Consider the following 15,301-nt stretch of genomic DNA (forward strand, 5'->3'; position numbering starts at 1 on the left):
GCTTTTGAACTGCTACAGTACAACTATGGTATGAAGTAAGTCATCAAATGCAAACAAGAATAACTAAAACACTTCTGGCATGTTTCATCCTTTTTGTCTCTGGTCTGAACATGGTTTGGGCTGGTGGATTTGTGCAACGTGTTTTCACCGACCGAGATGGATTAGCCGCCACCAGTATCCGTGGCTTGACCTTAGATGACCATGGTTTTGTCTGGGCGGCGACCGAGCAAGGCTTATATCGCGTTAGTAATTCTAAGGTCAGACGCATAGACAAAACGGGCAGCGAGTCCCGTCTTGCGGATGATTTCCTCAACTCAGTGGTTAACGTCGGGCAAGACAAGCTGCTGGTGAGCACCAACGCGGCGCTGTATCTCTACGATATCCGTGGCAATCAATTTACGCTGTTTGGCTCACCCGATTTGTTCCCACACTTTTCAGGTGGCGCCATGCTGTCTGCGGCGCGTATGGATGCCCAGCGTTGGCTATTGCTGATTGATAATGGTCAGATTTATCAGTATTCCCCTGCGACTTCTGAACTCTCTCTGGTGACTCAACTGGCGGTTAATCGCGATCTGCCTTGGCGCAAGTTATTGGTGCTCCCCAATGAGCAAATCCTGCTGGCTGGGCAATTTGATTTATTGCTGCTGGATAAGTCAGGTAAAACCCTCAGTAAATACCCATGGACTGAGTCTATGGGAAGCATTCTCGATATGCTTGAGGATACGAAACACCGCGTATGGTTGGCGACGAGCCGTGGCGTGTATCGTTTCGAGCCAAGCACACAGCAACTTGAGGCCGTGCCTGAATTACCCGATTGGAGCACTGTGATTGTTGAAGACCCTAAAGGCTCGCTATGGTTTGCCAGTCGTTTTGGCCTATTGAAATGGTCGCCAGAGACTCACCAGATTGAGAATTATCAGGAGGAGCTGAAAAAGCAGGCCAATATGGAAATCCTCAAGGCCATGCTGTTCGATGATTCGGGTTTGATGTGGGTGGGCGGGTCTGGCGACGGCTTGGCACTGTTGGCATCGCGGCCCGATTTTATCTTAGAGACCTATACCGCCGATAAACCCTACGCACTGGGCGATGCCATGATTTGGTCGGTGTTTGCGGCACCTGAAGGGCTTTGGCTTGGCTCATCTAATGTGACGTTTATTGCCAAGGATACACAGCAAACCATAGATATCCCGATTGAAGGTTTACTACCTCACGAGAGCATTTACGATATCAGGGCATTTGCCGAGCATTACTTGTTGGTCTCAAGCACGGGTGGCCTGTTTGTGGTTGATAGAACAAGCTTTAAGGGCGAGAGCTTTGCAAAGTGGATCAATGGGCAAGATGAATTTAAAAACAAGCTGGTTTATCGCACTTATGTCGACCCGCTGTTACAAGGGCGGGTGTGGATCGCCAGCTCCACCGGCCTGTATTTTTGGGAGGCCGATTTAAAAGCTCCGCAGGCCTTCAATATCGACAAGCCAGCTAAAGATGCGGTGGAACCCAAGCGTCCGGCGATTAGAACCTTGTATCGCGCCTCCGACGGAAAGCTGTGGATCGGCGGTAAGCGGGTTTTTGGCTATTTGGATGAGGCGAATGAGTTCCACGATCAGCGAAGCCTATTTAATGGCTTGAGTGCCATGCCCACCGTTAGCCATATCGAAGAAATGTCACCTGGGGTGATGTGGTTTGGTTCCTACGAAAAGGGCTTATTCGAGTATCACCTCAACAGCAGCGAACTGGTTTCGCTGACTGCGCTATGGCAAGTGAACTGCAGCTCAGTGTTTTTTATCCAAAAGACGCCTAAAGCCAATCTGGTGGCCTGCGCCGATTCACTGATCCGCCAAGATATAGTAACCGGCCATATCGCCATGTTTAACCAACTCGATGGGCTGATTTCCGATGAAATGAATGAAGGAGCTTACTTCTATTCCCCCGAGTTTGGTCTATATCTTGGCACCCCGGAAGGGGTTATGCACTTGGATGTGGATAAGTTGGTCAACCGGATCACCGATGACCATGTGATGCTCGAGTCTGTGTCTGTCTATTACGATAACAGCACCGAAGTTTCCCTATTGCCTCAACCCATGATGGTAATTAAACCCGATGCCAACATGGTAAGTTTACAGATCACTAACCTCGATTATCTCGATGATTCGCCGATTCAATTTAAATATCGACTGCGCTACCAAGGGGAAGAAGATAACTATGTACTGCTGCAAGGCGAGTCGCAGATAAACCTCGCTGGACTGGCGGCGGGTGAGTATGGGCTGGAGATTTTAAGTCAGGTGAATGGGATCTGGTCGGATAAACCCTTCGCTTATCCCTTCTATGTTGAGCAGCATTGGTGGTTGACTCAGGGCTTTAAGGGCATCTTGTTACTGATTTTTTCGATCATCGCATTGAGTTTAGCCTGGTATCGTCAGCGCCAAGTTCGAACCTTTATGACGATGAACCAAGCGTTGACCGAGAGTGATGATCGTTTGCGTCAGTCCCTGCGTGGGAGCGATTCCGATCTCTGGGAATGGCATAGAGATACCCAGAGCTTTTACCTCGATAACCGTGGCGCCGTGCTAGGTAATCATGCCAATGAGATTGTGGTTACCCTCGAGACTCTCCCCGTCCACCCTGAGGATAGGGATAAAGCTTTAGGTCAGTGGAACAGTATGTTAGCGGGTGAAATCGATCGCTTTGAGGCGGAATATCGTTATCAACGCCGCAGTGGTAATTGGGGCTGGTTAAGAGTGAGGGGCCGCCCGGTGTCGCGCAATCGCACTACCCACGAGATTGAACGGGTAGCGGGGATTTATAGCGACATTACCCTGCAGCGTCAGCTAGAGGATGAAATCAATCTCCTCGCCCAAGCCTTTGAGAACACCTCAGAAGGGGTGTTGATCTTAGATGTGGATGAAAATATTCGGGTGGCGAACCATGCGGCGCAGCAAATTATTGGCTCCGAGCAGCATGATCTCGTCGGACAATCTTTTTCTCAATTCGTGCAAATGAAGGATGGTCTCTCGACCGAAGTGCATCAGTTACTCGGCCAAGACAGTTCGTGGACGGGTGAGCGTGAGTTAGTGGGGCAGAATGGGCTGGTTTGCCCCGTGTGGCTTAACGTCTCTGTGATGCAGTCGACGAGTGATAGCTCAGTACACTATGTGATTGTCTTTTCAGATATTACCGAGCGAAAACGTACCGAGGCGGATCTGAGACGATTGGCGAATTATGATGTGTTAACTGGGCTACCTAACCGCTCACTGTTTTCGAGCAGGTTATTGCAATCGATTCAGACCGCGCAGCAGACTGGTGAAAAGCTGGCGCTTTTATTCCTCGACCTCGACCGCTTTAAACATGTAAACGACTCCTATGGCCACAGCATGGGTGATGCCTTGCTGGTTGAAGCCTCCAACCGCTTGCAGTCTTGCATCGGCAGTGAGCATTTGCTGTGTCGTTTTGGCGGCGATGAGTTTGTGATCCTGCTGAGAAATGCCAATAACTTAAACGAGATAAACCACATTGCCGAGCGTTTACTGGCACAAATTGTGGCGCCATTTAAATTGTTTGGTCGCGAGTTTTATATCTCCACTAGTATCGGTATCAGTATTTGGCCCGATGATGCGGTGCAGCCCGAAGCCTTTATTAAAAACGCTGATCTTGCCATGTACCACGCCAAGGAAGAGGGGCGTGGCAACTTTAAATATTATTCGTCGGAGCGTAATGCCCAAGCCTTGTACCATTTACGCTTGGAAGCGGATTTGCGTAAGGCCATCGAGCGGGAAGAGTTTGAACTCTATTATCAGCCGCAGATTGATATTTTGCGGGGCGATAAATTTATTGGGATGGAAGCCTTAATTCGTTGGCGTCATCCGAAGGAAGGTTATATCCGTCCCGATATTTTTATTAAGGTCGCCGAAGCCTGTGGTTTAGTGGTTGAAATCGACCGCTGGGTATTCCGCCGAGCCTGTTCGGATGGCGCTAAGTGGGTAAAACATTGCAACACTCCGTTTAAATTGTCGGTGAATATTTCGGCGGTGCATTTCCGTCAACCTGACTTTATTGATGGGTTAAAGAAAATTTTGGCCGATACACAAATGCCGACCTCATCCCTCGGGTTAGAAATCACCGAAGGGGTCCTGATGAAGGAAGTGCAAGCGGCGAAAACCCATCTGACTCAGCTTAAAGAGTTGGGCATTGAAGTCGCGATTGACGACTTTGGCACCGGATATTCCTCTTTAGCTTATTTACGCAATTTTGAGGTGAATACACTCAAAATTGACCGTTCATTTTTGATCGATATCGCCTCGAATTCTGCCGATCAGGCTATTGTGAGTAGTATTATTGAATTGGCTCGTAACTTAAAATTAACCGTAGTAGCAGAAGGGGTTGAAACCGTTGAGCAGTTAGAGCAGCTTTTTAGCCGTGGCTGTTATATTGTTCAGGGCTATTACTTTGCCAAACCAATGTCTGTCAGTGATTTTGAAAAATATCTTCAGTTACAGTCTCCGCTTGATTCATTGCAATCTTAATCTGCAATTTATGTGTGCTTAATTGCGCATTTTTAGCCTCGGCTCAAGTTGGGGTTTTATGTTGAATTATCTGTTTACAGCACTTGTGTTTAAACGTAAATGAAATAACGCGATCATTAATGGCAAATTTTCAACTCATCGGTTCAGATAAAATATGACTGATGGTTAAATAGATAAATTTGCTAATATTAACTCAAAATTTTTTATCCTATAAAAGTACTCATTATGATGCGCCGAATAGTAGCTTCTCTCTTTTTATGTGTGTTGCTGACTCCCTTATGTGCGGCTGAACGGCCAAAAATAGGATTAGTGTTAAGCGGTGGAGGTGCTAAAGGCGCCGCCCATGTTGGTGTACTTAAAATTTTAGAAGAACATCATATTCCTGTGGACTATATTGCAGGTACGAGTATCGGCGCTTATGTCGCGGGTATGTATGCCTTGGGATACAGTGCAAGTGAAGTCGAAACCATTATGATGGGGGTTGATTGGGATAGTGGTTATTCGGATACCATTCCGCGTAACGTCTTGAGTTACCGCGATAAACAGTTACGCGATCGTTACAATATTCCGCTTAATATCGGTTATACCGAGGGCGAAGTCCGGGCGCCGAGTGGCTTGCTGCGCGGGCAAACCATGTCGCAGCTATTACGCCAGTCCACGGATCTGGTGCAGCAATTTGGTGATTTTGATGCGTTGGCCATTCCCTATCGAGCGGTGGCAACGGATTTAGAAACCAGTTTACCCGTCGTCATCGACCACGGCAGCTTAGTCAAAGCCATGCAGGCATCTGCGACTGTGCCGGGTGCACTGCAACCGACTCAGATCGATGGCAAGTTATTAGTCGATGGCGGTATTGCCAACAATATGCCCGTGGATGTGGTTAAGGCTATGGGCGCGGATATCATCATTGCCGTAGATATCGGCTCGCCGCTGGTGAAAAAAGACAAATTGAATAGCACGATTGCGGTGCTCGACCAGTTATCTAACTTCCTGACCAATGCCAGTACCGAAAAGCAAAAACAATTACTAACAGATAAAGACGTATTGATCCGTCCCGCTATCGATGCCTTAAGCACCACAGACTTTACCATCATGCCCTTGGCCCTGACGTTAGGGAAAGAAGCCGCCAACGGCCAGCTAGATAAATTGCAGGGCATGAGTGTCAGCGCTGAAGAATATGCCGCCTATGTGGATGCGAAGAAGGCCAAGGGCAAGTTATTAATGGCGGATGTGGCGCATCCTATTAAAGAAATCGTATTCGATAACCAGTCTAAGGTCAGTCTAAACCTATTGAAGGAAACCTTAGATCTGAAAGCCGGCCAAGCTGTGACTAAGGATGAGCTAAACGAGGCGTTAAAACGGATTTATGCCTTAAACAAATTTGAGCGCGTGGATGCCGAGTTTGTCGAGTCTGAAGAAGGTCGAGTGCTGACGGTGACCACCCGAGCTAAATCTTGGGGACCAAATTACTTCCAACTAGGCTTTAATTGGGAGGACGATTTTAGCTCTGATTCAGCCATCAGCTTTGATATGGCTTATACCATGACAGACTTAACCTTTAATGGCGGAGAGTGGCGAAACGAAGTTAAGCTTGGATTCGAAAAGCTATTTGCAACCGAGTTTTATCAACCGCTAGATAGAGATCAAGAGTTTTATAGTCGAGCCCGATATCAATTCGATGTTCATAATTGGGATCTCTACGATAACAATAACCGTGTTTTTGTCTTTGACAAGAAAACCCACACTATTGAATTAGGAATTGGTTATAACTATGTCTTGCAAGGGTTTATTGAATTTGGTTTAGTGGGGGAGAAAGGCGTTATCGTCAATGATGCCTGGTTGCTGAAGGATTTTGATTTTAACTCCTACGGTGCTTACTTGAGGGTTGGTTATGACAGCTTAGACAGTATTAGTTTCCCGACTTCGGGTAACCGCATCACCTTAAATGTGTATGTGCGTAATGAAGATTTTGACGATGTCGTTGATAACAATAAAAACGAATTTAGTGTTCAGGTTGAAGCCGATTGGAAAGGCGCGCTCAGCGTTGGCAATCATGCCTTTGTGGGTAAAGCGTCGCTTGCGACAAATAATAATGACGGACTTAATACGTTACACTTGTCCGATTTGGGCGGTTTCTTAAACCTTTCTGGTTATCACAAGGACTCGCTCACAGGGGCGCATAAGCTCTTTGGCGCCTTTGTCTATCAGTATGATCTGGGCCGAGATGCCTTATTAGGTATGAGAGATTACCCACTCTATTTAGGGCTAAGTTTAGAGGCGGGAAATGTATGGTATGAACGCTCAGAGGTATCCCTCTCAGACCTTATCTATGCTTCTAGCCTTTACATAGGTACAGATACTTCTATGGGGCCGGCAGCACTGGGCTTTGGTATTACAGATATGGGTGATAAATCCTTGTATTTATTTGTCGGTAAAGCCTTCTAAATCGATCGAAGGGCATAACTAAGGTTATGCCCTTCGTTTTTCCTGCTGAACACTATTCCCGCATAATCTAAAAATCGCGTTTATACTGGTTTGCGCAAATATCACTAAGTGTCATAACCTTTTACAAAATCTTGCTACAGCCAAACTAGGCAAAATGCTAAGGTTTTGCAGGAAAAAATAACAACACTCTCAACGGAAGCTGGGGAAAACAATGAAGAAGATTAGCACACTGGCGCTGGGGATTGCCCTGAGCCTAGGTTTAGCCGCTTGCAGCAGCGAGCCTAAAACTGAAGTCGCCGCGGTTTCTGGCATTGAATTACAAAACTTTGATGCCTCAGTTCGCCATCAAGACGATTTTTATTACAGCGTGAACGGTAAATGGTTAGCGAATACGCCTATCCCTGCCGACAAGTCTAACTACGGTGCATTCTCTGTGCTGTACGATCAAAGCCAAGATGCGTTGAAAAAAATCATCGATGCCGCCGCAGCGCAAAAAGATGCTGCTCCTGGCTCTAATAATCAAAAAATCGGTGACTTTAACGCCAGCTTTATGAATACCGATTTGCTCGAATCCTTAGGTGTAACCCCATTAAATCCATTACTGGCGGACATCTCTGCAGTGAAAAATCACAGTGAATTACCCGCGGTGATGGGGAAATTACTCACCAGCGGTTCAGGTATTCCCTTTGGTTTCTACGTTAATAACGACGCGAAAAATTCTACCCAATATGCAGTGTATTTAAGCCAGTCGGGCTTAACCTTGCCAGACCGCGATTACTACTTAAAAGATGACGCTAAGTTTGTCGCTAATCGCCAAGCAATGGCGAAATATGTGACTGATATTCTGACTGAAGCAGGCTATAAAAATGCAAAACGTGCCGCGAAAAACGTAGCCGACATCGAGATGATGATCGCTAAGAGCCAGTGGAGCCGCGTTGAATCTCGCGATGCTAACAAGTCTTACAACAAACTGAGCCGTGCCGAGCTGCAAAAACTCACTGGCAAGTTTGATATCAATGCCTTTGCGACCAGTGCGGGCCTTGGCGATAAAGTGACTGAAGTCATCGTGCGTCAGCCATCATACTTAGAAAAGTTAGGCGCTAATTTTGATGCCTTCCCCGTTTCAGCTTGGCAGGACTATTTAACGTTCCACCTCGTGGATAGTTACGCCGAGTTGTTAAGTAAAAACTTTGTCGATCTTAACTTTGCCTTTAAGAGCAAAACGTTGATGGGCATTGAAGAGCAGCAACCACGCTGGAAAAAAGCGGTTGATGGCGCCGACCAAGTAATAGGTGAATTAGTGGGTGAAGAGTACGTTAAGCAGTACTTTAAACCAGAAGCCAAAGCGCGCATGGAAACCATGATCAAAAACTTGATCAAAGCTTTTGAAGTCAGTATTAATGAACTCGAGTGGATGACGCCTGAAACGAAAGTCGCGGCTCAAGAAAAACTGTCTAAGTTTACCTACAAGATTGGTTATCCAGACAAGTGGAAAGACTACACAGCGTTAGAGATCAAGCCTGATGAGCTGGTGGGTAACTATATGCGTTATGCCAACTTCGAATATCAAGACATGATCAACAAGTTAGGTAAGCCAATCGATCGTACCGAGTGGCATATGACACCACAAACGGTGAACGCTTATTACAGCCCTGTTGGCAATGAAATCGTATTCCCTGCGGCGATTCTGCAACCGCCATTCTTCAATATGGAAGCCGATGATGCGGTTAACTACGGTGGTATCGGTGCGGTAATTGGCCACGAAATCAGCCATGGTTTCGACGACCAAGGTGCTAAGTACGATGGCGACGGCAACCTGCGTGATTGGTGGTCTGATAAAGACCGTGAAGAGTTCCAAAAACGCGGTAAGCAACTGTCGGCGCAGTATTCTGGCTATGAAGCGTTGCCCGGTAAGTTTGTGAACGGTGATTTAACCTTAGGCGAAAACATTGGTGACTTAGGCGGGTTAACCGTAGCGGCGCGTGCCTATGCGATGAGCTTAAACGGTAAACCTGCACCAGTGCTCGATGGCTTAACGGGTGAGCAGCGTTTCTTCGTCGGTTGGTCACAAGTGTGGCGCCGCAACTACCGTGATGAAGAGTTAGGTCGTCGTTTACTGACGGATCCGCATTCACCTAGCCACTACCGTGCTATGGGTACACCGCGCAATATTGAAGCCTTCTATAAAGCTTTTGAGCTGAAAGAAAGCGACAAGATGTATTTAAAACCAGAAGAGCGCGTAAAAATCTGGTAATCCATAGGATGAAAATGAAAAAGCCAGACGGATGTCTGGCTTTTTGCTTTTCGCAATTTGGTGTTGTGATTAGCCCAAGATCGCCGGTAAATCTAACATGCTGTCGGCTTGGTGATGGGCGACAACCCATTTTGCCTCACCGCGTTGCTCCGCTGCGGGAATGGCGACGGTTTGCATATTGGCGGCGCGGGCGGCGATTAGACCATTGAAAGAGTCTTCAATCGCGAGGCAATAACGCGGGTCGACTCCTAAGGCGGCCGCACAATTTAAGTAAACCTCAGGATGCGGCTTGCCATAGGTGAGTCCTTCGGCGGATTGTACCGCCATAAACTTATCGCTTAGGCCGAGTTTACTGAGTACGGCTTCGATAATGGTGTAAAAAGAAGAGGTGGCTAGGCCTATCTTTAAGCCTTTAGCTTGGCAGTAATCAATGGCTTGTTGAACGCCTTGCATGGCTTCGCCCGTTCGCAGGATTTCCTCTGCGACTTTATCGACGATGGCGGTGCTGACCTTGGCATTGTCGTAATCGGCCCAAGGTGCTTTGTGATACCAATAGTCGACACATTGGTCGATACGTAAACCTGTGGTTTGTTGAATCGTTTCGATAGTGACGGGCACGCCAAGTGCCGATAAGACTTCATACTCAACCCGTTGCCAAAGGGGTTCTGAATCGATTAACACACCATCCATATCAAAGATAACAGCTTGAATACTAAGGGATGTCATTACTACTCCAAGGGATGGGAAGGATTACTAAGCGCTATGCTCTGGGAACTTGAGTGTATGGTTAAGCTCTGCATCTTCAAAGTCTAAAAGCACAAAGTTTAAAAATATTTACGCTTAACCTGCGGTTGTGAGCAAAAAAATATTCGTTCGATTTTAAATTGATTAACTTATGTTAACTATTTGTCGCTTATGGTTTTTTGTCTGTTTTCAAACTATTGTCTAATTTCCCTTGTTTTATTCTTGCCGTAAGTTGAGCTGCACCTCCGGATTTAGCCCTTATTTCGTCTTTCGCCGAGTGTGACCTGATTCATACTTTTGCAAAGCTGTAGTATACTGCTGGCCGGAAATACGGGTCGATCATGTCGGACTGTCAGCTTCAATTGAGAAGACGTGCAGTTTCGTTGTTAGAGCGCCAAACAAAGAGGAATGTTGCCGTGCTAGAAGCATATCGTAAACACGTCGCAGAACGTGCTGCAGAGGGCGTAGTCCCTAAGCCATTAGATGCACATCAAGTGGCTGAACTGGTTAAATTGGTTCAAAATCCCCCCGCTGGTGAAGAAGCCGTTATTCTTGACCTGCTAGAAAATCGAATTCCCCCCGGTGTTGACGAAGCCGCTTACGTAAAAGCCGCTTTCTTAGATGCGGTTGCCAAAGGCGCTGCAACTTCACCTATCCTGTCTGCCGAACGTGCGACTGAGTTATTAGGCACTATGCAAGGTGGCTATAACATCGAGCCGCTGATCGCTCAGTTAGATAACCCTGCTCTGGCGCCTTTAGCCGCTAAAGCCTTATCTCACACGCTGCTGATGTTTGATTCTTTCCACGATGTGGTTGAGAAAATGGAAGCGGGTAATGCCTATGCTAAACAAGTCGTTGAAGCTTGGGCAAATGCAGACTGGTACTTAAGCCGTCCAAAATTAGCGGACAAAGTGACCCTGACCGTATTCAAAGTCTCAGGTGAAACCAACACCGACGACCTGTCACCAGCACCTGATGCTTGGTCACGTCCAGATATCCCATTGCACGCTTTAGCTATGCTGAAAAACGCGCGTGATGGTATCGAGCCAGATGTACCTGGCAGCGTAGGTCCAATCAAGAAATTAGAAGAACTGAAAACCAAAGGTTTCCCATTAGTTTACGTGGGTGACGTTGTAGGTACAGGTTCGTCACGTAAGTCTGCAACTAACTCAGTACTGTGGTTCATGGGTGATGATATCCCATTCGTACCTAACAAACGTGCTGGTGGTTTCTGCTTAGGTGGCAAGATTGCGCCGATTTTCTTCAACACTATGGAAGATGCGGGCGCACTGCCAATCGAACTTGACGTCAGCAAAATGGAAATGGGCGATGTGATCGACATTTATCCATACGCTGGACAAGTGAAGCGTCACGGCTCAGACGAAGTGATTTCTGAGTTCAGCCTGAAAACCGACGTACTGTTAGACGAAGTACGTGCTGGTGGTCGTATTCCATTGATTATCGGTCGTGGTTTAACTGACAAAGCTCGCGCAGTGTTAGGTTTACCCGCTTCTGACGTATTCGTACGTCCTCAAGACGTCGCTGATAATGGCAAAGGTTATACGCTTGCACAGAAGATGGTCGGTAAAGCCTGTGGTGTTGCTGGCGTACGTCCAGGTCAATACTGTGAGCCTAAGATGACTTCTGTGGGTTCTCAGGACACGACTGGTCCTATGACCCGTGACGAGCTGAAAGACTTAGCCTGTTTAGGCTTCAGTGCCGATTTGACCATGCAGTCATTCTGCCACACTGCCGCTTATCCAAAACCAGTAGACGTTAACACTCACCACACTCTGCCAGACTTCATCATGAACCGTGGTGGTGTGTCTCTGCGTCCAGGTGACGGTGTTATCCACTCTTGGTTAAACCGTATGTTATTACCAGACACAGTAGGTACTGGTGGTGACTCACATACGCGTTTCCCTATCGGTATTTCATTCCCAGCAGGTTCTGGTCTAGTGGCATTCGCTGCCGCGACCGGTGTGATGCCTCTGGACATGCCAGAATCAGTATTAGTGCGCTTCAAGGGCAAGATGCAACCTGGCATCACCCTACGTGACCTAGTACACGCGATTCCATTAAAAGCGATTGAAATGGGTCTGCTGACCGTTGAGAAGAAAGGTAAAGTGAACATCTTCTCTGGTCGCGTACTGGAAATCGAAGGCTTAGAAACTCTGAAAGTAGAACAGGCATTCGAACTGTCTGACGCGTCTGCAGAACGCTCTGCAGCGGGTTGTACTATCAAGTTAGACAAAGAGCCAATCATCGAGTACCTGAACTCGAACATCACTATGCTGAAGTGGATGATCGCCGAAGGTTACGGTGACCGTCGCACGATAGAGCGTCGTATCAAAGGCATGGAAGAGTGGTTAGCGAATCCTGAGCTGATGAGCGCAGACGCCGATGCTGAGTACGCTGCGGTGATCGAAATCGATCTGAACGAGATCAAAGAGCCAATCCTGTGTGCGCCAAACGATCCAGACGATGCAGTATTACTGTCATCTGTTGCACAAACTAAGATTGACGAAGTGTTCGTAGGTTCTTGTATGACTAACATTGGTCACTTCCGTGCGACCGGTAAGATGTTAGACAAGTTCGCTAAGACGCTGCCAACACGTCTGTGGATTGCGCCACCGACTAAGATGGACAAAGACCAGCTGACCGAAGAAGGTTACTACGGTATTTTCGGTCGCGTTGGTGCGCGTATCGAGATCCCAGGCTGTTCACTGTGTATGGGTAACCAAGCACGTGTGGCTGAAGGTTCTACTGTGGTATCGACTTCTACCCGTAACTTCCCGAACCGTTTAGGTACAGGCGCTAACGTTTACTTAGCCTCTGCGGAATTAGCGGCAGTAGCAGCCTTGTTAGGTCGTCTGCCATCGGTTGAAGAATACCAAGAATACGCGAAAGAGTTAGATGCAACTGCAGCTGACACTTACCGTTACTTGAACTTCGATCAAATCGATTCTTACACTCAGAAAGCATCACAAGTGATCTTTCAATCAGCTGTATAATCGATTGATATGATAATGAAAAAGCCAGCGAAAGCTGGCTTTTTTGTTTGTAAATTCTATCGCTAATAAGCTGTTGATTAAGAAGTGACTGCCAATCTCAAAAACTATTTATCAAGGGTGGCGACTTGCCCCCATTGACGCGCAATCATGCGATTCGCGGTGCATAACGGTTAGCGCTAATTAGGCTTGCTGGGCGTGCTCTGAATACTGGTTATGTAGCACTTCGAGCAATTTATCTTCTAACTCGAAACGGGTTTCCATGGTGTGGGCCAGTTCGGAAAGATCTTTATCGAGCTGGTATAACACTTGATCATCCTGCGCTTCGGCGTACTTATCATTAAAGTCTAACGCCGCGTTAGTCGTTGGAGTGATCTTTGGCAGTACTTGCTGGGCTAAGGTTTTGCTCGAGGCGCCAAACTTTTCACAGGCATTGACCACTTGGTCATAGACTTCGAAATGGCCTTCGGAGACGTAATCGACTAATAAATCACAAAAGGATTTCACATGATCGAAGGAGGGAAGGGATTTTTCGGCTTTCCCATAGGGAGGAAGGCCTGCTATCTGGCAGTAATGCACCAAGAGTTTACGACGATTTTCTAGCCATTGATCTATAAGCTTATTTGAACCGCCCCACTTTTGTTCTGCTTTTTCGAGTTCTCTCAGCATGATGCATTCCATTTAAGTGCCAGGACATGACTCTAATGTAGGGGAGAAATAGCTCTTGGATCAACCCTTTTTATCGGGATTTGCGAGAATTGGCAGATGGACAAACCAGCTGTTTTGTATAAAAAAATGCGGAAATAAAAAGCCCAACGATAGAAACCTATCGTTGGGCGAGTAATGTATATAGCAGGCTCGATGCGACGAGCTTCTTGATTGTTCTTGCTAGCGCAAACTTTTTATACCAAAGGCAGGAAACCAGCGCAACTTTTTTCTGTCTTAGTGTGACTTTGGGTTCGATTACTAAACAGTATGTTATCTGGCTAGCATTTTGACGATAAGTGCTTAAATGGACAGCAATGATGGGGAATAGCTCACATAAATTTGCACTTAAAGGTTACATTATCCGCGTAAATGCTAAACTACCGACCCAGCGGATCTCAATAAGTCTAGGAATCAAGCCAAATGGCAGAATTAAAGAATGATCGTTATTTACGCGCCCTACTAAAACAGCCTGTTGATATGACTCCAGTATGGATGATGCGTCAAGCTGGCCGTTATCTCCCTGAATACAAAGCGACTCGCGCTCAAGCGGGTGACTTCATGTCTTTATGCAAAAACCATGAATTGGCCTGTGAAGTAACGCTACAACCGCTGCGTCGTTACGAGCTGGATGCGGCGATTCTGTTTTCCGATATTCTGACAGTTCCCGATGCGATGGGTTTAGGTCTGTATTTTGAGGCGGGCGAAGGCCCACGTTTTGAGCGCCCAACAGACACTATCGATGCCATCAAAAAATTAGCCGTTCCCGATCCAGAAGATGATCTGGGTTATGTGATGAAAGCGGTTAGCACTATTCGCCGTGAACTGAATGGCCAAGTGCCATTGATTGGTTTCTCTGGTTCGCCTTGGACACTCGCGACTTACATGGTTGAAGGTGGCTCGAGCAAAACCTTCGAAAAAATTAAGAAGATGGCCTACGCAGAGCCAGCGGCGCTGCATATGTTACTCGACAAGTTAGCCGATTCAGTGACTCTGTACCTGAATGCGCAGGTTGCTAACGGCGCGCAATCGCTGATGATTTTCGACTCATGGGGCGGCGCGTTATCGCACACGGCTTACCGTGAATTCTCACTGCGTTATATGCAGAAGATTGTCGATGGCCTGACTCGCTTTGCCGATGGCCGCCAAGTGCCAGTGACCTTATTCACTAAGGGCGGTGGTTTATGGTTAGAAGCCATGGCTGAAACGGGCTGTGACGCCTTAGGCTTAGACTGGACTGTCGACATTGCCGACGCTCGTCGCCGTGTAGGCCATAAAGTGGCACTGCAAGGCAACATGGACCCATCTATGTTGTACGCGCCAATTCCACGTATCGAAGAAGAAGTGGCTCAAATTCTGGCGGGCTACGGTGAAGGTACAGGCCATGTGTTTAACTTAGGCCATGGTATTCACCAGCACGTTGACCCTGAGCATGCAGGTGCCTTTATCAAGGCGGTTCATGCTCAATCTAAGCAGTACCATAAGTAATCGATACTGAAGAAGAAACGGACCCTAGGGTCCGTTTTTTATTGCTGTGTTTCCTTCGCTGAGCAGGATTGATTAAGCACGAAGTCCACTGCCTGATAATACGCAGTTCAATCAAAATAATATAAGAAACAAAG

At 47.0% G+C, this 15,301-nt stretch carries 7 protein-coding genes; 5 read left to right on the forward strand and 2 right to left on the reverse strand.

Annotated features, from left to right (window positions below; all coding sequences use genetic code 11):
* Nucleotides 1-47 precede the first annotated feature (47 nt).
* The 3 genes from N7386_RS02280 to N7386_RS02290 all read left to right on the forward strand — a co-directional run bounded on the left by N7386_RS02280 (nucleotide 48) and on the right by N7386_RS02290 (nucleotide 9,219).
* Nucleotides 48-4,520 carry an EAL domain-containing protein gene (locus tag N7386_RS02280; RefSeq protein ID WP_279766919.1) on the forward strand — a complete coding sequence of 1,491 codons (4,473 nt, stop codon included), beginning with the start codon at nucleotides 48-50 and terminating at the stop codon, nucleotides 4,518-4,520.
* A gap of 225 nt (nucleotides 4,521-4,745) precedes the next feature.
* Entirely contained in the window at nucleotides 4,746-6,965 is a 2,220-nt protein-coding gene (locus tag N7386_RS02285) for a patatin-like phospholipase family protein (RefSeq protein ID WP_192959123.1), read from the forward strand.
* A 211-nt stretch (nucleotides 6,966-7,176) separates the two neighbouring features.
* Entirely contained in the window at nucleotides 7,177-9,219 is a 2,043-nt protein-coding gene (locus tag N7386_RS02290) for a M13-type metalloendopeptidase (protein ID WP_279766920.1), read from the forward strand.
* Between the two features lie 69 nt (nucleotides 9,220-9,288).
* Here N7386_RS02290 and hxpB read toward each other — a convergent pair whose 3' ends face one another.
* A complete protein-coding gene (gene hxpB, locus N7386_RS02295; protein WP_279766921.1) occupies nucleotides 9,289-9,945 on the reverse strand; it encodes a hexitol phosphatase HxpB in 657 nt (218 codons plus the stop codon).
* Between the two features lie 434 nt (nucleotides 9,946-10,379).
* Between hxpB and acnB the strand changes: the two genes are divergently transcribed.
* Nucleotides 10,380-12,977, forward strand: coding sequence for a bifunctional aconitate hydratase 2/2-methylisocitrate dehydratase (gene acnB, locus N7386_RS02300; protein ID WP_279766923.1), 2,598 nt, complete (start codon nucleotides 10,380-10,382; stop codon nucleotides 12,975-12,977).
* A gap of 180 nt (nucleotides 12,978-13,157) precedes the next feature.
* On the opposite strand, the gene rsd is transcribed toward acnB, so the two are convergent.
* Nucleotides 13,158-13,643 carry a sigma D regulator gene (rsd, locus tag N7386_RS02305; RefSeq protein ID WP_086017236.1) on the reverse strand — a complete coding sequence of 162 codons (486 nt, stop codon included), beginning with the start codon at nucleotides 13,641-13,643 and terminating at the stop codon, nucleotides 13,158-13,160.
* Between the two features lie 459 nt (nucleotides 13,644-14,102).
* Here rsd and hemE point away from each other — a divergent pair, with 459 nt between their 5' ends.
* The gene (hemE, locus tag N7386_RS02310) at nucleotides 14,103-15,167 is read left to right on the forward strand and encodes a uroporphyrinogen decarboxylase (protein WP_011621241.1); all 1,065 of its coding nucleotides are present in this window, start codon (nucleotides 14,103-14,105) and stop codon (nucleotides 15,165-15,167) included.
* The last annotated feature ends 134 nt before the right edge of the window (nucleotides 15,168-15,301 follow it).

The sequence above is a fragment of the Shewanella sp. GD04112 genome (genome assembly GCF_029835735.1).
In the GTDB taxonomy this organism is placed as follows: Bacteria; Pseudomonadota; Gammaproteobacteria; order Enterobacterales; family Shewanellaceae; genus Shewanella.